Raw genomic sequence first — 26576 nt, forward strand, 5'->3', positions numbered from 1 at the left:
ACTAAAGAGCAAACACCAAGCAGTCTGTAGGGCATTTCTGAAAGACATTGCAAGAAAGAAGACCGTTTTCAGCGAGAACGGGGAATAGCCCCGGTCTCTTGACGGCAGGGCCATTACGCTTGCGTGCTCAAAAGGCTATTTATCTGGAATGTCACAGGTCCCCTCACCCTGTGCCAACGAAACTGGCGTGGTGGTGACAGGGGTGTCCACAGGTTTCCCTACAATGGTGTAAGTCACCTCCCCCAATCCAATCTGGTTGTTTTTTTCCCACGCGGGCAGTACATGCGTGGCGTAAGGCTCAATGAGCCAGACAATCCCGTTGTCCGCCTGTTCTTGGCTGATATCAGTAAACGTGTACTCTTTTGTGGCTCCAGGTTGTTCGACCGGAGTCGTAAAGTTCTTAAACGCCTTCCAGGTGACGGCCACATCATCGCCTGCCTTCAACTGCCCGCTCGGCGGAATCAAAAACTCCACGCCATATTCTGTGCCTGCCTCATTCCAGCGCAAGGAGGCACAACTCAATCGACCATTTGCATTGAGGTGCTGAGGTTGGGCCTGCGGTAAACGAAATTTCAGGAAGCTAATATCGACCTCTGCCCGGTCTTTAGGCACCTGCGGTTCTGCATGCAGCGCGTTGGTCAGTTGATACCAAACCGGCATTTCGGTGCTGGGGCCCTGGCTGCGAATCTCATCCCAATTATCAAGTTCGATTTCGATAATCGTCCCCACCGGCTCGTTAACGACGTCAATGGGACGAGGGGCCCCGATGAGCGTTCCGTTCCAGACCACTTGATAAATGTCACCGTCAACCACTGGGGCAACCAGCGTGATCTTCACTTTCACGGTCTTGTTTTCGTCAGCTTCGATCAGTACATCGTCTTGATCGGATTCGCCCACTACAGTGGCCTTTGGCAGGCCTGGGTTTTCCGGTTCTGGTTCCGGGTTTACCGGCCCAGGGGCAGAAAAGTTGCATTTAATCGTTTCAGAATCTGAAGGAAACCGTTCCACACCCCGCACGATCGTATAAGAAACGGGTGTGTCCTTAGCGCCTATGGTACTTAAACCGTATTGCGCCCAGAGGGTGGTCCACGGAACTTCAATTTTTGTCCCGCTCTGCGGGTTACTGCCCACCGGTGTAGGCAGCAACATTTCCTGCGTATCCCACTTAACCAGAATACCGTCGGTGGCTTTGCCATTGGTCACATAAGGCACCGTCACTTCAACGCTGTCCCCTTCGATGTCCGAACGAAGCAACTCACCGCCTGAGGGGTCCGCTACCGTGGGCTTATCGGTTGAAACAGCAGGCAAAGGCCCGAGCGCGACGGACATCAGTTCATAGTCAGACAGGTTGGTGTTACCGGCCTTGTCGATCAGCACATAGCCACCGCAGCACAGACCATCGCCAGCATCGATAAAGCGCTGTTTGGGAATTCGCACCGTGCCCCCCCCGGGGGCAATGTCCTGCGGACCAATCAAATCTATATCGCCAGGCTCTGTTGGCAGTGCGCCCTTTATCCAACCGAACGCTACTCGAACGTCGGCTTGATCGCCCGTCCATGCAGGAATGGTCACATCCAGAAAGTCATTAGTTCCAAACGTTGCATCCGTGATGGGCAACGTAAGGGTCCCAAAATCCATCTTTTTCGGTGGATTTGCACCATTCGGCGGTATCTTGTCGATCAGGATGCGAACTCTATCCGAGTCAACCGCATCTTCTTCAAAGTTAATATGTTGATATCGGAGATCGAAGGGCCCTTCATTCTTTTCATCCCGCAAAAAAGTGCTGGGGATCGTGAAAACCAACGGCACCCAAGGGGCGCCCCCTACCCAAGTGTGCTCTTGAAAGAGCGTCCAAGTGTCACTCCCCGCGTGCGCCCATTCCAGCCTAAAATACTCAGTGTAAGTCTCTGGTGGCACTCCCCCTCCCCATGTCGTAATCGTGACGGTTTGATCCCCTCTTTCAAGCACTTCCTTCGAAATAAGCCCAGTGGTCGCGTCCATCACAATATGCGACACATCCGGACTCTGAATTGCGAACGGCGTCCCCCCACCCGATATGCCTTTATTAGCACTAAACGTCTGATCTTTTTTATCTGAACCCGCCATGTTGTCGTTCTCCGTGTTCACTGGGTATCGCCAAGAGTTGTCCATGGCGCTTGAGTTAAAAAAGCAGACCGATGTCCGGCGGGCATTGCGTTTGCCTCAACGTACTGCGGTTAAACTTATTTAGCGCTTATTTAAACAGTCGCGAAACTGTCAGATCTGATAGGTAGTTATACATACAGCCTTCTGCGCCAAGGCCCTTAAAATCAGCCATTTCGTACGACGCATCGCTTTCAATCATACGAATTTTCCGAGAAAATCCTGCGCGCTTGCGCCACTGACATTCGGGGGCTAGTCTCGGCCCATCGCTGCACATTCAGCGATCGGGTTTAGTCGCCCGGTTAGTCATCTGGCGCATAAGCGCCACCTTTCGCGAGGCGCTTTTTTTCGGCCTCCGCTTTATGGTGGCCGTGCGCAGGGCGCCTTCGGGCGCGCCGGTTTTTCCAGATGCACCGGTCGACTAACCTGCGTACGGCTGCCACCCATTCGTTTAGTCGCGATCCGTGGCAGCTCCTTTGAATGCACCTGGAGTTGACCATGAAAAAGATTGTCCCCGATCCGCCCGCTTCACCCCTGCACGACGCTGCGCAGAGCGACCCACTGTTGCTGGACCGTGCCGCCGCCGATCGCGCCCTCGACTACTACCTGCACGGCCCTAAGCCTGCTTGCCCCGTGGTTGCGGCCACGTACGACATCCCCGACAGTGTCAATTTAGAAGCGGCTTTGGCCCAAGCGTCAGACTTGTTGCGCTGCGCGGGCGCTTCGGCGAGTGAGGTGGGGAATGGCATGCACGGCGCCGCGCGCGACCTGGTGTTGTCGGTAGGGCATTTAGTTGAGTTGGCCAAAGCCTATGTCGACAAATCGCTGGACGGCCTGACAACCCACTGACGCCGCACGCGCCTGAGTGCAAGCAGGCGCGTTTAGACACCCTCCTGTGAGCGAGCTTGCTCGCGATCGTTTGATCTTGGGTTACGACATGGCCTCGCCAGCGTCTACCACCGCTACACGCCGATACCTAAAAAGCCCACCAGCGCCTCACGCTGGGCCAGTGCATCCTTGCGGCCCAGTTCAATCAACTCGCTGCAATACCCCGCTTCGAACAGCAAATAACTCAACACCCCCGCGCCACTGGTTTTGGTCGCGCCCGGCCCGCGTAAAAACAGGCGCAAGGCCGCAGGCAATTCATGGCGGTGCCGTGAGGCAATTTCATCAATGGGCTGGCTGGGCGCAATGACCAGCACTTCAACCGGCGCCAACCCCAAACGCTCGTGGTGGCCGGGCAGTAAGCGGCTGAAGTGGTTCAGGCGCTCCAGCAGTTCAAGGTCGCTTTCAAGGCTGTCAATGAAGGTGCTGTTGAGCATGTGCCCGCCAATTTGCGCCAACGTGGGTTGTTGCACGTTGTAGTGACGCTGCTGGTCAGTGATCGGCGCCGGGCCGCGCGGGTTGCCGCTGACCCCGACCACCAGCACCCGATTCGCGCCCAGGTGCAGCGCCGGGCTGATCGGCGCCGATTGCCGCACGGCACCATCGCCGAAGTATTCTTCGCCAATTTTGATCGGGGCAAACAGCAGCGGGATGGCAGAGCTGGCCAGCAGGTGCTCAACGCTCAAGGCAGTGGGCAAGCCGATCCGCCGATGACGCAACCAGCCATCAATGGTGCCGGTGCCTTGGTAAAAGGTCACGGCTTGCGCCGATGAATAACCAAAGGCGGTCACGGCCACCGCTCGCAGTTGCTGCGCCGCAATGGCTTGGTCAATACCGGCAAAGTCGATTTTATCGGTGAGTAAATCGCGCAAGGGCGAGCTGTTTAGCAGTGCAACAGGAACATGTGCGCCCAACCCCAGGAGGCTGTGACCCAAGAAGCGGCTGGCCTGGCGTATCACTCCCAACCAGTCGCTGCGCAATACCCGCTGGCTTTGGAAACTCTGCCAGAACGCCGTCAAGTGTTCGACCGCACCGGCAAAGTCAGTGGCGCGGCTGGCGAGGCTGACGGCATTGATCGCCCCGGCCGAGGTGCCGACGATCACGGGGAACGGATTAGGCGCCCCCGCAGGCAGCAATTGGGCAATCGCCGCCAACACCCCGACCTGATAGGCGGCTCGGGCGCCGCCGCCAGACAGAATCAGCCCAGTGACCGGTTCTGCGGTGTTCATTGCGCGCCCTTGGGTGAAGTCGTATCACCGCCGCTTGTCGTACAGCTTGGGCTCACCTGGCGGGCGGGTCTTGAAGCGGCGATGCGCCCACAGGTATTGCTCGGGGCATTCACGTATCGCCCGTTCGACCCATTGATTGATTCGCAGGCAGTCCGCCTCATCGCTTTCTCCGGGGAAATCGTCCAGCGGCGGATGAATCACAAGTTTGTAACCACTGCCATCCGCCAGTCTCTGTTGAGTAAAGGGCACAACCTGCGCTTTGCCCAGCCTGGCGAATTTGCTGGTGGCGGTGACGGTGGCCGCCTGAATGCCGAACAACGGCACAAAAATGCTTTGCTTGGCGCCGTAGTCTTGATCGGGTGCGTACCAGATTGCGCGCCCCGAACGCAGCAACTTGAGCATACCGCGCACGTCATCGCGTTCTACCGCCAGCGAATCCAGGTTGTGCCGCTCGCGGCCGCGACGCTGAATAAAGTCGAACAGCGGATTTTTGTGCTCGCGGTACATGCCGTCAATGGTGTGCTGTTGGCCGAGCAAAGCCGCGCCAATTTCCAGGGTGGTGAAGTGGAACGCCATCAAAATAACGCCCTTGCCTTCGCGCTGTGCCTGTTTAAGGTGCTCAAGCCCTTCAACGTGGGCCAGTTTGGCCAGACGCGGCTTGGACCACCACCAACTCATGGCCATCTCGAAAAAGGCGATGCCGGTTGAGGCGAAGTTTTGCTTGAGCAGCCTGTTGCGCTCGGCGGCGGTTTTTTCAGGAAAACACAGCTCAAGATTACGCGCCGCAATCCGCCGCCGATCACCGGCCACCCGGTACATCAGCGAGCCCAGCAAACGACCGATACCCAACTGCCACTTATAAGGCAACTGAACCACCAGCCACAGTACGCCCAGCCCTAACCAAAGCAGCCAAAAGCGCGGATGAATAAAAGCAGCACGAAATTGCGGGCGATCCATGAATGATTCCGGACAGACACTAGGGGCCGGGCATTCTACATCGTTAGACCCGGCTTGCGGCTCGCGGGCGTTCTCGTTATAAGTCTCTGCACTTTAAGTGACAAGCCGCGTTAACCGACCATGAGCCAAACCGAATCGCAAGACCAAGCCCCAGTGTTCCAGCTTAAGGGCAGTATGCTCGCCATTACGGTGCTGGAACTGGCCAGAAACAACCTTGAAGCCCTCGACCGCCAACTGGCAGCCAAGGTGGCCCAAGCGCCTAATTTTTTCAGTAATACCCCGTTGGTGCTGGCGCTCGACAAGTTGCCTGCGGGGGCTGGCGCCATCGATTTGCCGGGGCTGATGCGTGTGTGCCGCCAACATGGCCTGCGCACCCTGGCCATTCGCGCTAATCGAATCGAAGACATCGCTGCGGCCATCGCCATCGACTTGCCGGTGCTGCCGCCTTCGGGTGCCCGCGAGCGACTGATTGAACCGCCAGTCGAAGTGATGCCAGCGCCCCAAAAGCCGGAAAAACCGCCTGAGCCAACCCTTCGGCCGACGAAGATCATCACCAGCCCGGTCCGTGGTGGCCAAATGGTGTATGCCGAAGGCAGTGACCTGGTGGTCATCTCTTCTGTCAGCCCCGGTGCGGAACTTATGGCCGATGGCAACATCCATGTGTACGGGCCAATGCGTGGCCGCGCACTGGCCGGACACAAAGGGAATACCAAGGCACGGATTTTCTGCCAGCAACTGAGTGCCGAACTGGTGTCCATTGCCGGCAAGTACAAAGTGTCTGAAGACCTGCGACGCGATCCTTTATGGGGCGCCGGGGTCCAAATCAGTCTGTCAAGTGACATGTTGAACATCACCCGTCTTTAACGGATACTCTCGCCATTTTCCAACCATCTCAAAACATAGAGAACACAGGCTGATTCTTGTAGGAAATCATTTTTCAGCCAGCGTTTAGGCTGTGTAGGCCTAAGCTGGAAGATGACCGCAAAAACTGTGCATCTGCTGTCGTTTATTTAGAGATGTTATTCAGGGACTAAAAAGTCCTTTTTTCTTAGGGGTGAAGCACCTTGGCCAAGATTCTAGTGGTTACATCCGGCAAGGGTGGTGTGGGTAAGACCACCACCAGCGCCGCTATCGGTACTGGCCTCGCGTTGCGCGGCCACAAAACAGTCATCGTCGACTTCGACGTTGGCTTGCGTAACCTTGACTTGATCATGGGCTGCGAGCGTCGTGTGGTGTATGACTTCGTCAACGTGGTCAATGGCGAAGCCAACCTGCAACAGGCCCTGATCAAAGACAAGCGCCTTGAAAACTTGTACGTACTGGCCGCCAGCCAGACCCGCGACAAGGATGCACTGACCAAAGAAGGTGTCGAAAAAGTTCTGATGGAACTTAAAGAGACCTTTGAATACGTGGTCTGCGACTCCCCGGCCGGTATCGAGACCGGTGCTCACCTGGCCATGTACTTCGCGGATGAAGCGATTGTTGTGACCAACCCGGAAGTGTCTTCGGTACGTGACTCGGATCGCATGCTGGGCCTGCTGGCCAGCAAATCGCGCCGCGCAGAAAAGGGCGAAGAACCGATCAAGGAACACTTGCTGCTGACCCGCTATAACCCGGATCGCGTGAGCAAGGGTGAAATGCTGGGCGTTGAAGACGTCAAGGAAATCCTGGCGGTAACGCTGCTGGGAGTGATCCCGGAATCCCAGGCGGTACTCAAGGCTTCCAACCAAGGCGTGCCGGTGATCCTTGATGATCAGAGTGACGCTGGCCAGGCCTACGGCGATGCAGTTGATCGCTTGCTGGGCAAAACCGTGGAGCATCGGTTCCTCGATGTACAGAAGAAGGGATTCTTCGAGCGCCTGTTTGGAGGCAACTAAACAATGAACATTTTTGACTTCTTTCGTACCCGCAAAACGCCAACCACCGCGTCGGTCGCGAAAGAGCGTCTACAGATCATCGTGGCGCACGAGCGCGGCCAACGCAGCACCCCGGACTACTTGCCAGCCCTGCAAAAAGAGCTGGTTGAGGTGATCCGCAAATACGTCAACATCGGCGATGATCAAGTCCAGATCGCCCTTGAAAACGAGGGAAGCTGCTCGATTCTGGAACTCAACATCACCTTGCCAGATCGTTAACCGATCCGGCTGAAACCACGGCGGCCTGGAGGTCTCTCTGCACAGGGGGATCTCCAGGCCGCCGTTGGCGTTTGTTAAGAGGCTGTTTTAATGCCGTTGTCGAACATTCACATCATCCATCAGGACGCGGGCGTTCTGGTCGTCAACAAACCGACCTTACTGCTGTCAGTGCCGGGCCGGGCCGAAGACAACAAAGACTGCCTGATTACCCGCCTGCAAGAAAACGGCTACCCCGAGGCGCGCATCGTGCACCGCCTGGATTGGGAAACCTCGGGGATCATCCTACTGGCCCGCGATGCGGACACGCACCGCGAACTGTCGCGTCAGTTTCATGACCGTGAAACCGAAAAGGCCTATACCGCACTCGCGTGGGGCCAGCCGGAACTGGACAGCGGCAGCATCGACTTGCCACTGCGCTACGACCCGCCGACCAAACCTCGGCACGTCGTCGACCACGAATTCGGTAAAAACGCGCTGACCTTCTGGAAAGTGCTGGAACGTTGCGCCGATTACTGCCGGGTTGAGCTGACCCCGATTACCGGGCGTTCGCACCAGTTGCGCGTACACATGTTGTCCATTGGCCACCCATTGCTGGGCGATGGCCTTTACGCGCACCCGCAGGCTTTGGCGGCCTACCCGCGTTTATGCCTGCACGCCAGCATGCTCAGCTTCACCCACCCGCAGACTGGCGAACGCCTGCGCTTCGAGTGCCCCGCCCCGTTCTAAAGACTGACGCCCTTCTGTAGGAGCGAGCTTGCTCGCGATCTTTTGATCTTAAAAGCTCGCGAGCAAGCTCGCTCCTACAAGGGGTTTGCATGTTTTTGCTGGTCAAATTTTGTGATCAATGCGCTAAACTCGCGGCCTTGCTGTCTGGAGTAACTTATGCGCGAAGAGCTGAACCAAGGCCTGATCGACTTTCTCAAGGCCTCCCCTACCCCGTTTCATGCCACTGCCAGCCTTGTTCAACGTCTGGAGGCCGCCGGTTATCAGCGTCTTGATGAACGCGAAACCTGGCACACCGAAGCCAACGGTCGCTACTACGTCACCCGCAATGACTCCTCCATTGTTGCCTTCAAGCTGGGCCGTCATTCGCCTCTGCACGCAGGTATCCGCATGGTCGGCGCTCATACAGACAGCCCCTGCCTGCGGGTCAAGCCTCAACCTGAATTGCAACGCCAGGGCTTTTGGCAGTTGGGCGTGGAAGTCTACGGCGGCGCTCTGCTCGCCCCCTGGTTTGACCGCGACCTGTCACTCGCCGGGCGTGTCACCTTCCGCCGCGACGGCAAGGTTGAAAGCCAACTGATCGACTTCAGGGCGCCAATCGCGACCATTCCCAACCTGGCCATCCACCTTAACCGTGGCGCCAATGAAGGCTGGGCGATTAATCCGCAGAACGAACTGCCGCCGATCCTGGCGCAGGTCGCGGGCGATGAGCGTGTGGATTTTCGTGCATTGCTCACCGACCAGTTGGCACGCGAGCACGGGCTCAACGCTGACGTGGTACTCGACTATGAGCTGAGCTTCTACGACACCCAAAGTGCCGCCGTCATCGGCCTCAACGGCGACTTCATTGCCGGTGCGCGCCTCGACAACTTGCTGTCGTGCTACGCGGGCCTGCAGGCGCTGCTCAACGCCGACACCGAAGAAACCTGCCTGCTGGTCGCCAATGACCACGAAGAAGTCGGCTCGTGCTCGGCTTGCGGTGCCGATGGCCCGATGCTGGAGCAGATCCTGCAACGTGTGTTGCCCGAGGGCGACGAGTTTGTGCGCACGATTCAAAAGTCGCTGCTGGTCTCGGCCGACAACGCGCACGGCGTACACCCAAACTACGCCGACAAGCACGACGCCAACCACGGCCCCAAACTCAATGCCGGGCCAGTGATCAAGGTCAACAGCAACCAGCGCTACGCCACCAACAGCGAAACCGCCGGCTTCTTCCGTCATCTGTGCATGGCGGTCGAAGTGCCGGTGCAAAGCTTTGTGGTGCGCAGCGACATGGGGTGTGGCTCCACCATCGGCCCGATTACCGCCAGCCACCTGGGAGTGCGCACGGTCGATATCGGCCTGCCGACATTCGCCATGCACTCGATTCGCGAACTGGCTGGCAGCCATGACCTGGCGCACCTGGTGAAGGTACTGAGCGCGTTCTACGCCAGTCACGAACTGCCGTAAGCGAACTGACCAAAACCTGTGGGAGCGGGTTTGCTCGCGATACTGTCAGTGTGGTTTTTTTGACACACCGCGCCGTTTGAATCGCGAGCAGGCTCGCTCCCACAAATGCGCTGGGCGCCGGTTACAGCTCTTTTTGATACACATCACCCCACATCTGCGCAAAGCGACCTAGACTTGGGGCATTCATTTGCTCAGGTCTATAACCATGTTCGAAACGCAAGCGTTCCACTCCATGATGATCCCCATTGTTTGCGGCATGTTGCTGCTGACTATTGGCTTCAACTTTCGCGAGCGCAAAGTTGGCGTATTGTCGATATGGTTTGGGATGTTGCTGATTTTCGGCACCATCGTTTTCAAAATTCTCGCCAAGCTAAACGAATAAACCGTGCGGATTGACTGTGCTGCTGCGCGATCACTTATTTATAAGTAACAAGAAATGAATGATCGCCAGGCCTAGGGTCTGTTCCCGTTTCATTGCAGCCGCGACGAAAGCCCACGTGGACTTTCGTCCCTTCGGGTCGCGTATCAAATTTAGCCAGGCTGTGTTGCAAAGCTTGGGAAGGGAACAACCATTGCCTTCGCTCTGCGCCTTGCGTGGCTAAATTTGACCCAGCGACGCGACTTGCAGTGAAACGGGAACAGACCCTAGCGTACACTCGGTCAATCCGTAATTTTTGAGGTTGATCGCCTAGTGTTTCTTCGTCTCTTTGCCCTGCCCCACTGCCTGCTGATTGGCTTGCTGACCCTCCTGTCTCTGACTTCGGCCCAGGCCGCAGGTATCACCAGCCTGCTGGGCAGCTCAGACAAAACCCAGGTGCAACCGAGCGAGCCGTTAGGCCAATCGTTGGACGAGGTGATCAAAAACCTGGAGAGCGAGCAGCAACGCAGCAAGCTGCTGACCGATCTTAAAAAGCTTCGTGACGCGACCAAAAAAGCCCAGCCCGAAGCTGAAATCGGTGTACTGGGCCTGATTGGCAGCACCCTCGCCGACCTCGAAAAACAGTTTTCCGGCAGCGACAGCCCGTCCTCGCGCTGGACCACCGAAATCGAACAAGCCAAAGATGAGCTGGTGGCCTTGATGCTCCCGGCCAATGAATGGGTGCCCATCATTTTCGCCTTTGCGCTGATCATCATGGTCTGGAGCCTTCTGGCCGCGCTGCTGATTTGGATCAGCCACCGTGTGCGCCTGCGCTTTGGACTCAGTGAAGAACTGCCGCAACACCCCAAAGCCGTCGATATGCTGCGCTTTGCCTTGCGCAAACTGGGGCCCTGGCTGGTGGCCCTGGTGATCACGGTGTACATGAGCTACGCCTTGCCATCGTCACTGGGCAAAGACCTCGCCATGGTGCTGGCCTATGCATTGGTGATCGGCACGTGCTTTTCAGCCACCTGTGTCATTCTGTTTTCGTTGCTCGACGGGCCGCATCGCCATCGGGCCCTGCATATTCTGCGGCATCAGGCGTTTCGCCCCCTGTGGTGGATCGGCAGCTTCGCCGCCTTTGGTGAAGCGTTAAGCGACCCGCGACTGGTCGCCACCCTGGGCGTACACCTGGCGCACACGGCTGCCACCTTCGCCAATGTGATGGCCGCGTTGTCGACGGGGCTGTTTATCATCCGCTTCCGTCGCCCCATCGCGCACCTGATCCGCAACCAGCCACTGTCACGCCGCCTCACGCGCCGCGCCTTGAGCGACAGCATCGATATTCTCGGCACCTATTGGTACATCGCGGCGCTGATTCTGGTGGGCATTTCACTGTTCGCCACCTTCCTCTCGGCGGGCGACACCAGCACCGCCTTACGTCAGTCACTGATCTGCGCAGTGTTGGTCGTGTTGTGCATGGTGATCAACGGGCTGGTGCGCCGCCATTCACAAAAACCGCAACGCGGCCCTAAGCGCCACGCGCTGTATTCCGAACGACTCAAGAGCTTTGTCTACACCTTGGCGCACCTGGTGGTCTGGCTCGTATTCATCGAACTCGGGTTGCGGGTCTGGGGCTTGTCGCTGATCACCTTTACCGAAGGCGATGGGCATGAAATCAGCGTCAAACTGTTTGGGCTGGCCGGCACCTTGCTGTTTGCCTGGCTGCTCTGGATTCTGGCCGACACCGCCATCCATCATGCCTTGACCCGTTCACGCAAAGGCGTGGCCAACGCCCGCGCACAAACCATGATGCCGCTGATTCGCAACGTACTGTTTGCGACCATTTTCATCATCGCGCTGATTGTCGCCCTGGCGAACATGGGCATGAACGTGACGCCCCTGCTGGCCGGTGCCGGTGTGATCGGTCTGGCCATTGGTTTCGGTGCCCAGTCACTGGTTGCTGACTTGATCACCGGCCTGTTCATCATTATCGAAGACTCGCTGGCCATCGACGATTACGTGGATGTCGGCGGGCACTTGGGGACGGTTGAAGGCCTGACAATTCGCACTGTGCGCCTGCGCGACATTGACGGCATCGTGCACACGATTCCGTTCAGCGAAATCAAAAGCATCAAAAACTATTCCCGAGAGTTCGGCTACGCGATTTTCCGCGTGGCGATCCCCTACAACATGGAAATCGACGACGCGATCAAATTGATGCGTGATGTGGGGCAGAAGATGCGCACCGACCCGTTACAACGCCGCAACATCTGGTCGCCACTGGAGATCCAGGGGGTAGAAAGTTTTGAGTCGGGCAGCGCGATTTTGCGCGCACGCTTCAAGACCGCGCCCATCAAACAGTGGGAAGTGTCGCGGGCGTTCAACCTGTCGCTCAAACGCCATCTGGACGAAGCCGGGCTGGACCTGGCCACGCCGCGCCTCAGCGTGCAAGTGGTGACGGCAGGTAGCGGGGCGTTGCACAAGGCGTAATCCAAAGCCCAAAAGATCGCAGCCTGTGGCAGCGCCTACAGAGGTGGCACTGAAATCTCCTGTGGGGCTGGCGCAGGCTGCGATCTTTTAATCGTCACCCTGCGGCACATCCACCCCGACATGAATCGCGTCATGTCGCCAATACTCCAGGTCACAGTCGATCAAGCGTTCGTGCTGATCGTAGTTGATCCGCTCAATCCTCAATCCGGGGCTGCCCGTCGACACCTTAAGCGTTGCCGCCGCTGGCGCAGGCAACGCCGTAGGGACGATTTCAAAGCGCACCCGCCCATAGTGCAAGTCGTAGTGCCGGGCATACAGCTGCGTGATCGACTGGGTGAGGTCGAACTGCAGAATGTTCGGGAAGTATTGTGGGTTCAGGTAGTGCTCGACATACAGCACCAAACGCCCATCAATGCGCCGTGCTCGGCAGATCTGGATCACGCTGGAAAAGGCCGGCAGTTGCAGACGCGCGCAGACTGCGGCCGAAGCGGGCTGCAAACGCGCGCAAATCACCTCGGTGGTCGGCACCCGCCCCTGGGCGCTGACCATGGCATGGAAGTGGCTGCGCTGCATCAGGTTGTAAGCCAGGCGCGGCGGTGAAATAAACCACCCCCGACGCTCCTCGCGGTATACCAGGCCTTGGGCTTCAAGCTGGAGCAAGGCTTCGCGAACGGTAATGCGGGTCGTCGAGAACAGTTCGCTGAGTTTGCGCTCAGCAGGCAACTGGCTGCCGCATGCCAACAGGCCATGTTCAATCTGTTCTTGCAGCGCCAATCCAATGGCTGTCACCGCTTTGGGTGCACCTTCTCGCATCAACGTTACCTATCTGGACTAGTCCAGCACCAAATGTGGGCAGGCTCGGCCTGCAAAACACTCAACTCTTGAGGACACAAGCCTAGGCAGTGCACATGACTGTTCGATGACACCCACACTGGTTTTTGCCACCAACTGCCCACCCGCTGGGGCTTTGGCCATGGTCTACGCTTAGCCCAAGCCTGTGGCCGGGTCAGTAAAAAGGCTTGCATAACCAATGCCGACATTAAAGTGTCATGGACTCGGCTTAGATTGGCTCAGGTATTGCTGACCTAGACCAACCCACTGCAAAAAAATCAAAAAAAACAGCGTTGATAACGCCAAAGGAGCTTCGGATGAAACAGTTTTTCCTGGCATCACTGTTAGGCACCAGCATCGCCCTTTGCACCTCGGCCATGGCTGCCGATGTCGATTTGAAAGCCCTCGAAACAGCCGCCAAGGCTGAGGGTGCTGTCAACAGTGTCGGCATGCCCGATGACTGGGCTAACTGGAAAGGCACGTGGGAAGACCTGAACAAGCTGTATGGCCTCAAACACATCGACACTGACATGAGCTCGGCCCAGGAAGTGGCCAAGTTTGCTGCCGAGAAAGACAACGCCAGCGCTGACATCGGCGACGTGGGTGCCGCCTTCGGCCCTATCGCAGTGAGCAAGGGTGTTACCCAACCCTACAAGCCCACCACGTGGGAGCAAATCCCGGACTGGGCCAAGGATAAAGACGGCAACTGGGCCCTTGCCTACACGGGAACCATCGCGTTTATCGTCAACAAAAAGCTGCTGCACGGCTCTGAAGTCCCGACCAAATGGTCCGATCTGAAATCCGGCAAATACAAAGTCTCGATCGGTGATGTCAGCACGGCCGCTCAAGCAGCCAACGGCGTTCTGGCCGCAGCCATTGCCAATGGAGGGGATGAAAAGAACATTCAACCTGCCTTGCTGATGTTTGCTGACATTGCCAAACAAGGCCGCTTGTCGCTGGCCAACCCAACCATCGCAACGATGGAAAAAGGCGAAATCGAAGTGGGCGTGGTCTGGGACTTCAACGGTCTGAGCTACAAGGCAAAAATGGCCAACCCGGATGACTACGTTGTGCTGATCCCGTCCGATGGCTCCGTCATCTCCGGCTACACCACCCTCATCAACAAATACGCCAAGCACCCGAACGCCGCCAAGTTGACCCGCGAATACATCTTCAGCGATGCGGGCCAAACCAACCTGGCACGTGGCAACGCACGCCCGATTCGTGCCGAGCACCTCACACTGCCAGCCGATGTACAGGCCAAGCTGCTGCCCAACGAGCAGTACAAAGTTGTGACCCCGATCAAAGACGCCGACGCGTGGGAGAAGACTTCCAAGGCCCTGCCTCAGAAATGGCAGGAAGAAGTCATTATCAACATGAACTAAGCCACCCTGTAGCCGCTGACGCACGCTGCGCCAGCGGCTACAGATGTGGGCGTACCGTTCGCTTGCGGAGTCGCAGTACATGAAACACAAGGTTATTTTGGTGGTACTCGATGGGCTCAATTACGACGTTGCCCGCCATGCCATGGGGCATTTGCAGGCGTATGTCGGCGCAGGACGCGCAGCACTGTACACCCTCACCTGTGAACTACCGGCGCTGTCGCGCCCTCTTTATGAGTGCATCCTCACGGGTGTACCGCCGATTGAAAGCGGCATTGTGCATAACCATGTGTCGCGCCTGTCCAACCAACGCAGCGTTTTCCATTACGCCCGCGAGGCGGGCTTGAGCACCGCAGCCGCGGCCTATCACTGGGTCAGCGAACTGTACAACCGCTCGCCGTTTGTTGCCGCCCGCGACCGCCACACCGATGACGGCGACCTGCCCATCCAGCACGGGCACTTTTACTGGAACGATCACTACCCCGATTCCCATGTGTTTGCCGATGCCGAAAGCCTGCGCATGCGCCATGCACCGGACTTTTTAGTGGTGCATCCGATGAACATCGACGACGCCGGGCACAAGCACGGCCTCGATACCCCGCAATACCGCAACAGCGCACGCTCGGCCGACATTATCCTGGCCGACTATCTGCAAGGCTGGCTTGATGCGGGCTACCAGGTGTTGGTCACCGCCGATCACGGCATGAACAACGACCGCTCGCACAATGGCCTGTTGCCCGAAGAACGCGAAGTACCGCTGTTTGTGCTGGGCGAAGCGTTCAGCCTCAACCCCGATGCCACCCCTAAACAAACCGAACTGTGCGGCACGATTTGCCAGTTGCTGGGTGTCGCCCACGACAAACCGTTGTGCCAGCAATTACTGAGGCCCGCACCATGACCCGAGGTAAATGGCTGGGCTTGTTGTGCCTGGTGCCTTTCGCCGTCGTTTTCATCGTGTTCCAGATCGCCCCACTGGTGTGGGTGATGATTCATAGCCTGCAATCGGAAGAAACCGGCTGGGGTCTGGACAATTTCAACAAGATTTTCGCATCCAAATTCTATTTACAGGCGATCCAGCACAGCCTGGAAATCAGTTTCTGGTCCAGCCTGTTCGGCATTGTGATTGCCATACTCGGCAGTTATTCACTGCACAAGGTCGATTCGCGTCTGCGCAATTTCGTGAACGCCTTCGCCAACATGACCAGCAACTTCTCGGGGGTGCCGCTGGCGTTTGCCTTCATCATTCTGCTGGGCTTTAACGGCAGCATCACAATCATGCTCAAACAGGCGGGGATCATCGAAGATTTCAACCTCTACTCGAAAACCGGCCTGATCATTTTGTACACCTATTTCCAGATCCCACTGGGGGTGTTGCTGCTTTACCCGGCCTTCGATGCCCTGCGTGAAGACTGGCGCGAGTCGGCTTCACTGCTGGGCGCCAACAACTGGCAGTTCTGGCGCTACATCGGTGTCCCGGTACTGACCCCCGCCTTGCTCGGCACCTTTGTGATTCTGCTGGCCAACGCACTGGGCGCCTACGCCACGGTGTACGCCCTGACGACCGGCAACTTCAACGTTCTGCCGATCCGTATCGCCGCGATGGTGTCAGGCGATATCAGCCTGGATCCGAACATGGCCAGTGCGCTGGCCGTGATTCTGGTGGGCTTGATGACCCTGGTGACTCTGGTGCATCAGTGGCTGTTAAAGAGGAGCTACCATGTCGCGCGCTGAAGCCGCACCTGCCAGCGTTTACCACCGCAGCGTGGTCTACCTGCTGTTCATCATTTTGCTGTTGCCGCTGCTTGGCACCTTTGTGTATTCGATTGCCAGCAGTTGGTCAGCAACCGTTTTACCCAGTGGCTTTACCTTCAAGTGGTACACCCAACTGTGGAGCGACCCGCGATTTTTGACTGCATTCGGGCATTCGTTGCTGATTTGCGTCGGGGCGCTGGTGCTATCAGTGGTGCTGATTTTGCCGTTGTTGTTCGTGGTGCATTACCACTTCCCCAAACTCGACGTACTGATGAACATCCTGATTCTGCTGCCGTTTGCCGTGCCGCCTGTGGTGTCGTCGGTCGGCCTGCTGCAACTGTACGGCTCGGGGCCAATGGCAATGGTCGGCACGCCATGGATTCTGATCGGTTGCTACTTCACCGTGGCCCTGCCGTTCATGTACCGGGCCATCACCAACAACCTGCAAGCCATCAACCTGCACGATCTGATGGACGCCGCCCAACTGCTCGGTGCCAGCACCTGGCAGGCAGCGTTTCTGGTGGTGTTGCCGAACTTGCGCAAAGGCATGCTGGTGGCATTGCTGCTGTCGTTCTCGTTCCTGTTTGGCGAGTTCGTATTCGCCAACATTCTGGTCGGCACGCGCTACGAAACCTTGCAGGTGTTCCTCAACAACATGCGTAACAGCAGCGGCCATTTCACCAGTGCGCTGGTGATCTCGTACTTCCTCTTTGTACTGGTGCTGACCTGGGTTGCCACCTTCCTGAACAAGGACAAAAGCCAATGAGCTTCGTCAGTGTCGAACAACTGCAAAAAACGTACTCCGCCACCCCGGTGTTCAGCGACATCAACTTCACCATCAGCAAGGGCGAGTTCGTAACCCTGCTCGGCCCGTCCGGCTGCGGCAAGTCCACATTGCTGCGTTGCATCGCCGGGCTGACGCTGGTGGATGAAGGCAAAATTCTGCTCGATGGCCAGGACATCGTCCCGCTCAACCCGCAAAAACGCGGGATTGGTATGGTGTTTCAGAGCTACGCGCTGTTCCCCAACATGACCGTCGAGCAAAACGTGGCCTTCGGCCTGCGCATGCAAAAGGTCAAGGCTGACGACAGCAACAAGCGGGTGGCCGAGGTGCTGCAACTGGTGGAGCTCAATGACTTTGCCAAGCGTTACCCGCACCAGCTCTCCGGTGGCCAATGCCAACGCGTAGCGCTGGCCCGTTCGCTGGTCACGCGACCACGCTTGCTGCTGCTGGATGAACCGTTGTCAGCACTGGACGCACGAATCCGCAAACACTTGCGCGAACAGATTAGACAGATCCAGCGCGAACTGGGGTTGACGACGATTTTCGTCACCCACGACCAGGAAGAAGCACTGACCATGAGTGATCGCATCTTCCTGATGAATAAGGGACGCATCGTACAAAGCGGTAACGCCGAAAACCTCTACGCTTCGCCGGTGGACGTATTCGCCGCCGGTTTTATTGGTAACTACAACCTGCTGGACGCCCAAACGGCCAGCCGCCTGTTGCAACGCCCGGTCACCAGCCGTATCGCGATTCGCCCGGAAACCCTGGGTTTGAGCCTGCAAGGCGAGCCAGATACGCTGATCCGCAACCATAGTCTGCTGGGCAATGTGATCCGCTATCGGGTAGAAGTACGTGGCGTGGAACTGGTCGTCGATGTGCTTAACCGCTCACCCGCCGATCTGTACCCGGATGGCCAGCGCGTGGCGTTGTCCATCGATACCAGCACCTTATGTGAGGTAGCGTGATGCTTTTGAGCACGATGAAGAGGGAGTTGTACTGATGGCCCTGGCAATTTTTGATCTGGATGAGACCTTGATTCACGGCGACTGCGCCACCCTGTGGAGCGAGCAAATGGGCCGCTTGGGCTGGGTCGACCCGGAGTCATTCATGACGCGCAACAACGAGCTGATGCACGCCTACAGCCAAGGCCGGTTGGCGATGGAAGACTACATGGCCTTCAGCCTGGAACCCTTGGTGGGCCGCACGCCGGAAGAAGTCGAGCATTTGGTCGGGCCGTGGGTTGAAGATTTCATCGAGCCGATCATTTTCAGTGATGCAACCAAAACCATTGCAGCACACCGCAAGGCAGGCGATCGCATCCTGGTTATTTCAGCGTCGGGCATGCATTTGGTCAAACCGATTGCCGAGCGTCTGGGCATTGATGAAGTACTGGGGATCGAACTGGACGTGGCCCATGGCTTTTACACGGGTAAAACCGTCGGCACCCTGACCTACCGCGAAGGCAAAATCACCCGTCTGCTGGAATGGATGGACGAACAAGAAGAAAACCTGGAAGGCGCAAGTTTTTACTCTGACTCTCGCAACGACTTGCCGTTACTGCGCAAAGTGGATCACCCGCACGCGGTCAATCCGGACCCGGTGTTACGTGAGCACGCTGAAAAGGCCGGGTGGCCGATTCATCACTGGAAATAAAACAGGCGTGGGAGCTGTCGCAGGCTGCGATCTTTTGATCCTGAACATCAAACGATCGCAGCCTGCGCCAGCTCCCACACTGCTGATCCAGTGACCTACACCAGACTCGCGTCGATCACCAACACCAGCTTGCCCGACACCTGATTGCTCGCCAGTTCGGCAAACGCCGCCTGCGCCTGTGCAATCGGGAAGGTTTTGGCCAGCTGCGGGCTTAAGCGACGCTCAGTGAACAACGGCCAGACCTGCTGCCCCAGATCACTCAGCAAATCAGCCTTGAACTGGTCATCACGGCTGCGCAAGGTCGAACCCAGCAGCTGGATTCGCTTGCCCAGCACCAACGCCAGGTCCAGCTCGGCTTTGCGCCCGCCCATCAAACCAATCAACACCCAGCGCCCGTCCAGCGCCAGCAACTTGAGATTGGACTCCACATAATTGGCGCCCACCGGGTCCAGCACGACGTCAAACGGCCCCAGCGCCGTGAGGCTGTCCAGCCCCTCGCCACGGACCGCTCCCCCCTGCGCGCCCAACGCCTCGCAATAGGCCAAACGCTCTGCCGACCCCACCGTCACCCAGCAGGGGCTGCCAAACGCCTTGCACAGCTGAATGGCCGCTGAACCAACACCACTTGCTCCGGCATGCAACAACACTTTTTCGCCCGGCTTTAACGCGGCCAGTTGAAACAGGTTTAACCATGCCGTGCTGTACACCTCAGGCAATGCCGCCGCTTCAATCAGCGACAAACCTTCAGGCACCGGCAACGCGTGGCGCGCATCAACCACCACCTCCTCAGCCATACCACCGCCCGCCAACAGCGCGCACACCCGGTCGCCGACCTGCCAGGAAGACCCCGGACCGACTTCACTGATCACGCCTGAACACTCCAGCCCCAGCATTTTGCTGGCGCCCGGCGGTGGCGGATATAAGCCCGCACTTTGCAGCAGATCGGCGCGATTAAGCCCTGCTGCCGCCACACGAATCCGAATTTGCCCTACATCACAGCTTGGGCTTGGCTCTTCAACCCATGTCACTTGCCCTTCAACGCCTTGCAATGCTTTCACAGTGCCTCCATAGTGAGTCTGGACTGAGCCCGGTGCTGTTGCACCGGGCTTCTTGCATTATGCGGCCGGTCCTTCACGGAACCGGCGACTTCAAAGACGGCCTAATATGCGTTATCAATTGCCCCCGCGTCGAATCAGCATGAAGCATTTATTCCCTAGCACCGCACTTGCCCTCTTCATTGGCTTAGGCGTTTTGCCGTTCTCGGCCACTACGTTCGCCGCTAACAGTTGGGATAACCTTCAGCCAGATCGTGATGAGGTAATTGCCAGTCTTAACGTCGTTGAGCTGCTCAAACGCCATCATTACAGCAAGCCACCACTGGATGACGCGCGTTCCGCGATCATCTATGACAGCTACCTGAAGCTGCTCGATCCGTCGCGCAGTTACTTTCTGGCCAGTGATATCGCCGAATTCGACAAATGGAAATTCCAGTTTGACGATTTCCTCAAGAGCGGCGATCTCAATCCCGGCTTTACCATTTACAAGCGCTACCTGGACCGCGTCAAAGCGCGTCTGGACTTCGCACTTGCCGAATTGAACAAAGGCGTTGATTCGTTCGACTTCACGGCCAAGGAAACCTTGCAGATCGATCGCAAGGACGCGCCATGGCTCAAAACAGAAGCCGAACTCAACGACCTGTGGCGCAAACGCATCAAGGATGAAGTCCTGCGCCTGAAAATCGCCGGCAAAGAGCCTTCGAAAATTCAGGAACTGCTGACCAAGCGCTACAAGAACCAATTGGCGCGCCTGGACCAGACCCGCAGTGAAGACATCTTCCAGGCGTATATCAATACCTTCGCCATGTCATACGATCCGCACACCAACTATCTGTCGCCAGATAACGCGGAAAACTTCGACATCAACATGAGCCTGTCGCTGGAAGGCATTGGCGCCGTGTTGCAGAGCGATAACGACCAAGTGAAGGTTGTGCGTCTGGTGCCCGCAGGCCCGGCCGACAAAACCAAACAGGTCGCTCCGGCGGACAAGATCATCGGCGTTGCCCAGGGCGACAAAGAGATGGTCGACGTGATCGGCTGGCGCCTGGACGAAGTGGTCAAGCTGATTCGTGGCCCTAAAGGCTCTGTGGTGCGCCTGGAAGTCATTCCGGCGAGCAACGCGCCTAACGACCAGACCAGCAAAATTGTGTCCATCACCCGTGAAGCGGTAAAGCTTGAAGAACAGGCGGCGAAAAAATCGATCCTGAACCTCAAGCAAGATGGCAAGGACTACAAACTGGGCGTGATTGAAATCCCGGCGTTCTACCTGGACTTCAAAGCGTTCCGCGCTGGGGACCCGAACTACAAGAGCACCACCCGCGACGTTAAAAAACTGCTGACCGAGTTGCAGAAAGAGAAAGTCGATGGCGTGATTATCGACCTGCGCAACAACGGCGGTGGTTCGTTGCAGGAAGCGACCGAGCTGACCAGTCTGTTTATCGACAAGGGGCCAACGGTGCTGGTGCGTAACGCTGACGGTAAAGTCGACGTACTGGAAGACGAAAACCCGGGCGCGTTCTACAAAGGCCCGATGGCGTTGCTGGTCAACCGTTTGTCGGCGTCAGCGTCGGAGATTTTCGCAGGCGCCATGCAGGACTACCACCGTGCGCTGATTATCGGCGGCCAGACGTTCGGCAAAGGGACGGTGCAAACCATCCAGCCACTGAACCACGGCGAGCTGAAACTGACACTGGCCAAGTTCTACCGGGTTTCCGGTCAGAGCACCCAGCATCAGGGCGTACTGCCTGACGTCGCCTTCCCGTCAATCATCGACACCAAGGAAATCGGTGAAAGCGCGCTGCCAGAGGCCATGCCGTGGGACACCATCCGTCCTGCGATCAAACCTGCGGCAGACCCGTTCAAGCCGTTCCTGACGCAACTCAAGGCTGAGCACGATGCCCGTGTGGCTAAAGATGCCGAGTTCATCTTTATTCGCGACAAGTTGGCCCTGGCCGACAAACTGATGGCCGAGAAGACCGTCAGCCTCAACGAGGCAGAGCGCCGTGCACAGCACGCTGACATCGATGCCAAGCAGTTGGTGATGGAAAACGCCCGCCGCCAGGCCAAAGGCGAAGCACCGCTCAAGGAAATGAAGAAAGAAGACGAAGACGCACTGCCGGTCGAGCCTGAAAAGACCAAGCCGGAAGATGACGCCTACCTGAGTGAAACCGGGCGGATTCTGCTGGACTACCTCAAGCTCAACCCACAGGTGGCCAAAAAGTAAGACACCGCCTCTCCTGCAGGCGCGAGCGGGCTCGCGATCTTTGATGGTTAAAGGTCGCGGGCAGTGTCATCGGGCAGATGTTAAAAAGGGCGGGCCGCAAAATGCGGCCCGCCCTTTTTTGTCCCTACTGAGCGCCGAACTCGTAATACCTGGCCAGCGCGGGATCGGCCAGCAACCCTGGCCCGCCCTGTCGATACAACTCAACCAGTTTGAGCAACGCCAGCGGGTGCCCGGCTTTGGTCGCTATTGCCCACCAACGGGCCGCTTCAGCGGCATCCGGCCCTCGAACGGGCGTACCGGCCAAACTGAAAGCGCCAATCTGATACGCCGCCTTGCCATCACCGCCCAAGGCCGCAAGACGCAACAAACGCACGCCCTCCTCACGCGCACCCAAACCGTGGCCGCGAAAGGTCAGAATGTGCCCATAGAAGCTCTGGGCACGGGTATCACCCAGGTTGGCCATCCGCGCAAACTGCCCTTCCATCCAGCGCCACAGAAGCGGCTGACGCACACACCACGCTCGGTGAAACAACTGGCGCGCCACGCAATAGCTCACACGGGCCTTTAGCCGGTACAGCACTTACGCTTCCTCGTGTTCGTAGTCATATTCAAACACCCGAACCACTTCCGAGGCATGCCACGATGCCGCTGCAACACCATCCGGCGGCCCGGAAAAACGTCCCAGGCGCTCCACACATTCAAAAAAGCCGGTGCGTGGCAAACGGCTAGCCCCCTGACTGATAACCAGCGAACTGCGTATGGGCTGCTCAGCCTTGGCATCCATGGCCGCCAAGTGCTCAAGTGCAGAAGTCAGGGTCAGCATTGCCGGACTGGGCAACTGCAAACGCTCCAGCAGCGCGCGATACGTGACCAAGTGGCGTTGTCGCCGCGCCTGGTCAAGCTCAGCCAATAACCCATCCCAGTGTTGACGACTGATGCGCACGCTCATGAGGCTTCCCTCCAGCCCGCAACACCCAGCTCCCAAGCCAGGCTACGGCGAATGGCAAGATCCGGCAGACGCTCACCGGTTTCGATCATTGCAAGGTAGGAAGGGCTGATGCCTACCGTTCGCGCCAACACCTCCAGGGCCAATCCCTTGTCCTCGCGCAAGCCGCGCAATTGATCCAGGCCCGGCAATGCATGTACGGGCTCTGGCTGCTGTCGCTCAGATTCAGGCGTGGGTGTTGCCGTAAGCACAGCGGCCTGAGCATTTAAACCTGCGGCCTTAAGGAGCGCCTGGTAGCTTTCCCATGAGAGAACCGCGTATTCGGGCTCACCATTACGCTTGATAATTTGAAGATCCATTGCTAAACCCCGTCAGACTTTAATGCAGATCGAGTCGGAACTTTCCTTAGAAGCTTAATCCTAACAGCAGCCAAGGTCTCTGGGGTTTTTGATCTTTACCCGGTTGCACCGGCTGAGCGGCTGCGAACCGCCCGAAAACCGGCAAATGTTATCCACACAAATTGTGGATAACCTTGTGAACAGAGCTGATTTTCATCGCTGTAAGCCACAGCCCACAAGGGCTGCGCTCAGATCGGGCATTTTTTACACACATAAAAAAACCCATAAATTCATTGACTTGCTTGCCCACAGCTACTAGTCGATACGACTGATGGGGCAAATTGTCGCTGCCAAGGCCCGGGGTTAAACCGGTCGTTTAAACCCCAGAAACGACAACGCCCCGTCGAGACGGGGCGTTGCACTTACAAAAGGCTACTTACTTGGCAGCGTCTTGATCAGCTTTTGCAGGGTCTTTGATGCCCAGCAGTTCCAGGTCGAATACCAGCACCGAGTTGGCCGGGATCGCCGGGCTTGGGCTTTGTGCGCCGTAAGCCAGCTCGCTAGGGATGTACAGCTTGTACTTCTCGCCAACGTGCATCAGTTGCAGACCTTCAACCCAACCCGGAATCACGCCGCTAACCGGCAGATCAATCGGGCTGCCACGTTCTACCGAGCTGTCAAACACTTTGCCATCGATCAGCTTGCCTTCGTAGTGAACAGTCACTACATCGGTGGCTTTAGGCTGAGGGCCATCGGCCTTTTTGATCACTTCGTACTGCAGGCCAGAAGCGGTGGTGACTACGCCCGCTTTCTTGCCGTTTTCTTCGAGGAATTTTTTGCCTGCGGCAGACGCTTCGTCGCTCATTTTGGCCAGACGTTCTTCAGCACGCTTTTGCAGGGCGGCGAACGCTTCAATCAGCTCGTCATCCTTGAGCTTTTGATCTTTTTTGCCAACGGCATCTTCGATGCCCAGGGCTACGGCTTTGGAATCCAGATCATCCATGCCTTCTTGAGCCAAGCTTTTGCCCATGTTCAGGCCAATGCCGTAAGAGGCTTTTTGTGCCGGTGTTTTCAGCTCTACGCTGGTCTGCGAATCGCAACCCGCCAGTACCAGGCTTACCAGAGCCACAGCTGCCGCCAACCGATGCTGTTTCATGCTATTTCCTTGTTCATGCGCCAAATGGGCAATCGAATAAAGCCGCGAGCTTATCAGGCGGCCGCAACCAATGGCTACCGGCATGAGAGGCGCAAATCGCGGATAAGTTCACGGCCTAATCACAATTCATAATTACCGCAACTTTTGCTAACACTTCAAGCAATCTATCTAGCAAACCGCTAGCCACTTGATGCTAGACGTTAGCTGAGGCATAAGACTGTAAAAATTCTTACAAGGAACGTTACTGTGCGTTGGTTTTACCGTGTGTTGTCAGGGCTCGCCGTGATCCTGGCACTGGGGATTTGCACCGTTATTTATTTCATTGCCAACCCAAAATTACCCGCCTACGTGCCCCCGCAGCAATTGCACTATCTGGATCAATGGACCCAGGCTGACCGCCAAACCTATTACTACACCCCCCAGGGCACACAAGTGAAAGGCCTGCATTACGACTGGTTCAGTGCCCTTGAACGGCCTTTTTCAAAGCAACCGTTTGCCACGCCTGAGTACCTGGCGCGCTTCGGCTTTCTGGTCGATCCTGAACAGCACCCCAGCGCTGCCAACCCAGCCAACTTGCCAGTCGGTTTCACCCGCCATCAAAACCCGGGCAGCGAGGTTGAGTACCTCGACATCACCTGTGCCGCCTGCCACACCGGCGAACTGCGCTTTAAAGGGCAAGCCGTGCGTATTGACGGCGGCCCGGCACAACACGTACTGCCTTCAAGCGTCCCGACCCTGCGCGGCGGCAGCTTTGGTCAGGCGCTGGTCGCCAGCCTCGCGGCCACGTATTACAACCCATGGAAGTTTGAGCGTTTCGCCCGCACCGTGCTGGGCGACCACTACGAAACGCGGCACCAACAGTTGCGCAAAGACTTCAAGGCCTCGCTCGACACCTTCCTCGCGGTGGCCTGGAACGACACCCATCGCGGCCTGTATCCCACCCTGGAAGGTCCGGGCCGCACCGACGCCTTCGGCCGAATTGCCAATGCCAGCTTTGGCGATGCGATTTCACCCGACAACTATCGGGTCGCCAACGCCCCGGTGGACTACCCGCATCTGTGGGATATGTGGACGTTCGACTGGGTGCAATGGAACGGCTCGGCCAAACAACCCATGGCGCGTAATATCGGCGAAGCCCTGGGCGTGGGCGCCACCCTGAACTTCTTTGACAGCCATGGCCAGCCTCTGCAAGGCGACGACCGTTACCCGTCGAGTGTGCGGGTCCGCGACTTGAACCTGATCGAAGAGACCCTGCAAAAGCTCAAGCCGCCAGTCTGGCCGCAAGCGCTGTTCGGCCAGATTGATCGGCCGCTGGCTGCCAAAGGCCGCGCGTTGTTTGCCCAGAACTGCGCCGCCTGCCATGTGCCAGCGGTAGTTGAAGAAAACGGGCGAAGGGTCAAGCACATCAACATGCTGCCAGTGGAGGTGATCGGCACCGATCCCAACACGGCCAATAACATCGCCGACAACCGTTACGACCTGAGCGCCCTGCAATGGGACCCGGTCGAGCTGGCCAGCATGAACGTGGAGCTGTACCCGAAAAATGAGCAGCCGCTGGACATGCACCAGCTGTCGGTGGCCAAAGGCCTGGCGTACGTCACCGCCTTTGTCGAAAAGCATGCTTATAAAGAAGCCAATATCGGCCCTGAAGAACAAGCGCGCCTCAACGGCTACGGCCTGCCGATTGGCGTGATGGAGTTGCGTGCTTACAAAGCGCGACCTCTGGACGGGATCTGGGCCACCGCGCCCTATCTGCACAACGGTTCAGTGCCAACGCTGTATCAACTGCTATCACCGCAATCAGAACGCGACCAGACCTTCTATCGCGGCAGCTTTGAATACGATCCGCGCCACCTGGGCTATCGCACCGAAGCCTTTGACGGCGGTTTTGTGCTCGACACACGCATCAGCGGCAACCACAACAGCGGCCACGAATTTCGGGCCGGCCCCCGCGGCAATGGCGTCATCGGGCGCCTGTTGCAGCCCGAAGAACGCTGGGCGCTGCTTGAGTACCTGAAAGTTCTTGGTGGCCCGCTCGAACAAGAGTTGCCCACCGAATAATTGTTTAAAAGGATGTTTGC

At 57.5% G+C, this 26576-nt stretch carries 25 protein-coding genes; 16 read left to right on the forward strand and 9 right to left on the reverse strand.

Annotated features, from left to right (window positions below):
• Positions 1-135 precede the first annotated feature (135 nt).
• The gene (locus ACIQYF_RS07850; protein WP_402859090.1) at positions 136-2106 is read right to left on the reverse strand and encodes a hypothetical protein; all 1971 of its coding nucleotides are present in this window, start codon (positions 2104-2106) and stop codon (positions 136-138) included.
• Between the two features lie 534 nt (positions 2107-2640).
• Here ACIQYF_RS07850 and ACIQYF_RS07855 point away from each other — a divergent pair.
• Positions 2641-2991, forward strand: a complete 351-nt coding sequence (locus tag ACIQYF_RS07855) for a DUF6124 family protein (protein ID WP_402859093.1) — start codon at positions 2641-2643, stop codon at positions 2989-2991.
• A 113-nt stretch (positions 2992-3104) separates the two neighbouring features.
• Here the strand turns inward: ACIQYF_RS07855 and ACIQYF_RS07860 are convergent, their stop codons facing one another.
• Together ACIQYF_RS07860 and ACIQYF_RS07865 are read right to left on the reverse strand one after the other, a co-directional pair.
• Positions 3105-4256 (reverse strand): patatin-like phospholipase family protein, encoded by a 1152-nt coding sequence (locus ACIQYF_RS07860; RefSeq protein WP_402859096.1) that lies wholly within the window; start codon positions 4254-4256, stop codon positions 3105-3107.
• Positions 4257-4280: 24 nt separating this feature from the next.
• Positions 4281-5213, reverse strand: a complete 933-nt coding sequence (locus ACIQYF_RS07865) for a lipid A biosynthesis lauroyl acyltransferase (RefSeq protein ID WP_402859099.1) — start codon at positions 5211-5213, stop codon at positions 4281-4283.
• A gap of 120 nt (positions 5214-5333) precedes the next feature.
• Between ACIQYF_RS07865 and minC the strand changes: the two genes are divergently transcribed.
• The 7 genes from minC to ACIQYF_RS07900 all read left to right on the forward strand — a co-directional run bounded on the left by minC (position 5334) and on the right by ACIQYF_RS07900 (position 12371).
• Positions 5334-6077 carry a septum site-determining protein MinC gene (gene minC, locus ACIQYF_RS07870; RefSeq protein ID WP_402859101.1) on the forward strand — a complete coding sequence of 248 codons (744 nt, stop codon included), beginning with the start codon at positions 5334-5336 and terminating at the stop codon, positions 6075-6077.
• Positions 6078-6277: 200 nt separating this feature from the next.
• Entirely contained in the window at positions 6278-7090 is an 813-nt protein-coding gene (gene minD / locus ACIQYF_RS07875) for a septum site-determining protein MinD (protein WP_402859104.1), read from the forward strand.
• Positions 7091-7093: 3 nt separating this feature from the next.
• Positions 7094-7348, forward strand: a complete 255-nt coding sequence (gene minE, locus ACIQYF_RS07880; protein WP_019410761.1) for a cell division topological specificity factor MinE — start codon at positions 7094-7096, stop codon at positions 7346-7348.
• A gap of 90 nt (positions 7349-7438) precedes the next feature.
• Positions 7439-8074 (forward strand): pseudouridine synthase, encoded by a 636-nt coding sequence (locus ACIQYF_RS07885; protein ID WP_402859108.1) that lies wholly within the window; start codon positions 7439-7441, stop codon positions 8072-8074.
• A gap of 156 nt (positions 8075-8230) precedes the next feature.
• Positions 8231-9520 carry a M18 family aminopeptidase gene (locus ACIQYF_RS07890; protein ID WP_402859111.1) on the forward strand — a complete coding sequence of 430 codons (1290 nt, stop codon included), beginning with the start codon at positions 8231-8233 and terminating at the stop codon, positions 9518-9520.
• Between the two features lie 205 nt (positions 9521-9725).
• Positions 9726-9902, forward strand: a complete 177-nt coding sequence (locus ACIQYF_RS07895; protein WP_402859114.1) for a hypothetical protein — start codon at positions 9726-9728, stop codon at positions 9900-9902.
• A gap of 309 nt (positions 9903-10211) precedes the next feature.
• Positions 10212-12371, forward strand: coding sequence for a mechanosensitive ion channel family protein (locus ACIQYF_RS07900; RefSeq protein ID WP_402859117.1), 2160 nt, complete (start codon positions 10212-10214; stop codon positions 12369-12371).
• An 87-nt stretch (positions 12372-12458) separates the two neighbouring features.
• On the opposite strand, the gene ACIQYF_RS07905 is transcribed toward ACIQYF_RS07900, so the two are convergent.
• Positions 12459-13184 (reverse strand): UTRA domain-containing protein, encoded by a 726-nt coding sequence (locus ACIQYF_RS07905; RefSeq protein WP_402859120.1) that lies wholly within the window; start codon positions 13182-13184, stop codon positions 12459-12461.
• 335 nt (positions 13185-13519) lie between these two features.
• Here ACIQYF_RS07905 and ACIQYF_RS07910 point away from each other — a divergent pair, with 335 nt between their 5' ends.
• From ACIQYF_RS07910 to ACIQYF_RS07935, 6 genes are all read left to right on the forward strand, one after another.
• A complete protein-coding gene (locus ACIQYF_RS07910; protein WP_402859123.1) occupies positions 13520-14587 on the forward strand; it encodes an ABC transporter substrate-binding protein in 1068 nt (355 codons plus the stop codon).
• A gap of 79 nt (positions 14588-14666) precedes the next feature.
• Positions 14667-15482 carry an alkaline phosphatase family protein gene (locus tag ACIQYF_RS07915; RefSeq protein WP_402859126.1) on the forward strand — a complete coding sequence of 272 codons (816 nt, stop codon included), beginning with the start codon at positions 14667-14669 and terminating at the stop codon, positions 15480-15482.
• Positions 15479-16315 carry an ABC transporter permease gene (locus ACIQYF_RS07920; protein WP_402859129.1) on the forward strand — a complete coding sequence of 279 codons (837 nt, stop codon included), beginning with the start codon at positions 15479-15481 and terminating at the stop codon, positions 16313-16315. The genes ACIQYF_RS07915 and ACIQYF_RS07920 overlap by 4 nt, the downstream gene beginning before the upstream one ends.
• Entirely contained in the window at positions 16302-17102 is an 801-nt protein-coding gene (locus tag ACIQYF_RS07925; protein WP_402859132.1) for an ABC transporter permease, read from the forward strand. The genes ACIQYF_RS07920 and ACIQYF_RS07925 overlap by 14 nt, the downstream gene beginning before the upstream one ends.
• Positions 17099-18088 (forward strand): ABC transporter ATP-binding protein, encoded by a 990-nt coding sequence (locus ACIQYF_RS07930; protein ID WP_402859135.1) that lies wholly within the window; start codon positions 17099-17101, stop codon positions 18086-18088. The genes ACIQYF_RS07925 and ACIQYF_RS07930 overlap by 4 nt, the downstream gene beginning before the upstream one ends.
• Before the next feature lie 34 nt (positions 18089-18122).
• On the forward strand, positions 18123-18776 hold the full coding sequence (locus tag ACIQYF_RS07935; protein ID WP_402859138.1) for an HAD family hydrolase: 654 nt from the start codon (positions 18123-18125) through the stop codon (positions 18774-18776).
• A 95-nt stretch (positions 18777-18871) separates the two neighbouring features.
• Here the strand turns inward: ACIQYF_RS07935 and ACIQYF_RS07940 are convergent, their stop codons facing one another.
• Positions 18872-19834, reverse strand: coding sequence for a zinc-binding dehydrogenase (locus tag ACIQYF_RS07940; RefSeq protein WP_402859141.1), 963 nt, complete (start codon positions 19832-19834; stop codon positions 18872-18874).
• Positions 19835-19973: 139 nt separating this feature from the next.
• Between ACIQYF_RS07940 and ACIQYF_RS07945 the strand changes: the two genes are divergently transcribed.
• Positions 19974-22055: a carboxy terminal-processing peptidase gene (locus ACIQYF_RS07945; RefSeq protein ID WP_402859144.1), complete on the forward strand. Its 2082-nt coding sequence runs from the start codon at positions 19974-19976 to the stop codon at positions 22053-22055.
• Between the two features lie 124 nt (positions 22056-22179).
• Here ACIQYF_RS07945 and ACIQYF_RS07950 read toward each other — a convergent pair whose 3' ends face one another.
• The 4 genes from ACIQYF_RS07950 to ACIQYF_RS07965 all read right to left on the reverse strand — a co-directional run bounded on the left by ACIQYF_RS07950 (position 22180) and on the right by ACIQYF_RS07965 (position 24495).
• Positions 22180-22635, reverse strand: a complete 456-nt coding sequence (locus tag ACIQYF_RS07950; protein ID WP_402859147.1) for a sel1 repeat family protein — start codon at positions 22633-22635, stop codon at positions 22180-22182.
• Complete coding sequence (locus ACIQYF_RS07955; RefSeq protein ID WP_402859150.1) at positions 22636-23004, reverse strand: hypothetical protein; 369 nt, start codon at positions 23002-23004, stop codon at positions 22636-22638. It lies immediately after the preceding gene.
• A complete protein-coding gene (locus tag ACIQYF_RS07960; protein WP_402859153.1) occupies positions 23001-23360 on the reverse strand; it encodes a multiprotein-bridging factor 1 family protein in 360 nt (119 codons plus the stop codon). Before ACIQYF_RS07960 ends, ACIQYF_RS07955 begins: the two co-directional genes overlap by 4 nt.
• 415 nt (positions 23361-23775) lie before the next feature.
• Positions 23776-24495: an FKBP-type peptidyl-prolyl cis-trans isomerase gene (locus tag ACIQYF_RS07965; RefSeq protein WP_402859156.1), complete on the reverse strand. Its 720-nt coding sequence runs from the start codon at positions 24493-24495 to the stop codon at positions 23776-23778.
• A 246-nt stretch (positions 24496-24741) separates the two neighbouring features.
• Between ACIQYF_RS07965 and ACIQYF_RS07970 the strand changes: the two genes are divergently transcribed.
• The gene (locus ACIQYF_RS07970; protein WP_402859159.1) at positions 24742-26556 is read left to right on the forward strand and encodes a di-heme-cytochrome C peroxidase; all 1815 of its coding nucleotides are present in this window, start codon (positions 24742-24744) and stop codon (positions 26554-26556) included.
• Positions 26557-26576: the final 20 nt, after the last annotated feature.

Origin of the sequence: Pseudomonas sp. NPDC096917 (assembly GCF_044762555.1) — a bacterium.
Taxonomy (GTDB): domain Bacteria; phylum Pseudomonadota; class Gammaproteobacteria; order Pseudomonadales; family Pseudomonadaceae; genus Aquipseudomonas.

Excerpts from the sequence above, each read along its gene's own strand:
- ACIQYF_RS07925 (WP_402859132.1), top strand. The coding sequence starts at position 16,302 with ATGTCGCGCGCTGAAGCCGCACCTGCCAGCGTTTACCACCGCAGCGTG.
- ACIQYF_RS07865 (WP_402859099.1), bottom strand. The coding sequence starts at position 5,213 with ATGGATCGCCCGCAATTTCGTGCTGCTTTTATTCATCCGCGCTTTTGG.
- ACIQYF_RS07895 (WP_402859114.1), top strand. The coding sequence starts at position 9,726 with ATGTTCGAAACGCAAGCGTTCCACTCCATGATGATCCCCATTGTTTGC.
- ACIQYF_RS07915 (WP_402859126.1), top strand. The coding sequence starts at position 14,667 with ATGAAACACAAGGTTATTTTGGTGGTACTCGATGGGCTCAATTACGAC.
- ACIQYF_RS07960 (WP_402859153.1), bottom strand. The coding sequence starts at position 23,360 with ATGGATCTTCAAATTATCAAGCGTAATGGTGAGCCCGAATACGCGGTT.
- ACIQYF_RS07905 (WP_402859120.1), bottom strand. The coding sequence starts at position 13,184 with ATGCGAGAAGGTGCACCCAAAGCGGTGACAGCCATTGGATTGGCGCTG.
- ACIQYF_RS07885 (WP_402859108.1), top strand. The coding sequence starts at position 7,439 with ATGCCGTTGTCGAACATTCACATCATCCATCAGGACGCGGGCGTTCTG.
- ACIQYF_RS07945 (WP_402859144.1), top strand. The coding sequence starts at position 19,974 with ATGAAGCATTTATTCCCTAGCACCGCACTTGCCCTCTTCATTGGCTTA.
- minC (WP_402859101.1), top strand. The coding sequence starts at position 5,334 with ATGAGCCAAACCGAATCGCAAGACCAAGCCCCAGTGTTCCAGCTTAAG.
- ACIQYF_RS07910 (WP_402859123.1), top strand. The coding sequence starts at position 13,520 with ATGAAACAGTTTTTCCTGGCATCACTGTTAGGCACCAGCATCGCCCTT.
- ACIQYF_RS07930 (WP_402859135.1), top strand. The coding sequence starts at position 17,099 with ATGAGCTTCGTCAGTGTCGAACAACTGCAAAAAACGTACTCCGCCACC.
- minE (WP_019410761.1), top strand. The coding sequence starts at position 7,094 with ATGAACATTTTTGACTTCTTTCGTACCCGCAAAACGCCAACCACCGCG.
- ACIQYF_RS07965 (WP_402859156.1), bottom strand. The coding sequence starts at position 24,495 with ATGAAACAGCATCGGTTGGCGGCAGCTGTGGCTCTGGTAAGCCTGGTA.
- ACIQYF_RS07920 (WP_402859129.1), top strand. The coding sequence starts at position 15,479 with ATGACCCGAGGTAAATGGCTGGGCTTGTTGTGCCTGGTGCCTTTCGCC.
- ACIQYF_RS07935 (WP_402859138.1), top strand. The coding sequence starts at position 18,123 with ATGGCCCTGGCAATTTTTGATCTGGATGAGACCTTGATTCACGGCGAC.
- ACIQYF_RS07850 (WP_402859090.1), bottom strand. The coding sequence starts at position 2,106 with ATGGCGGGTTCAGATAAAAAAGATCAGACGTTTAGTGCTAATAAAGGC.
- ACIQYF_RS07855 (WP_402859093.1), top strand. The coding sequence starts at position 2,641 with ATGAAAAAGATTGTCCCCGATCCGCCCGCTTCACCCCTGCACGACGCT.
- ACIQYF_RS07955 (WP_402859150.1), bottom strand. The coding sequence starts at position 23,004 with ATGAGCGTGCGCATCAGTCGTCAACACTGGGATGGGTTATTGGCTGAG.
- ACIQYF_RS07890 (WP_402859111.1), top strand. The coding sequence starts at position 8,231 with ATGCGCGAAGAGCTGAACCAAGGCCTGATCGACTTTCTCAAGGCCTCC.
- ACIQYF_RS07860 (WP_402859096.1), bottom strand. The coding sequence starts at position 4,256 with ATGAACACCGCAGAACCGGTCACTGGGCTGATTCTGTCTGGCGGCGGC.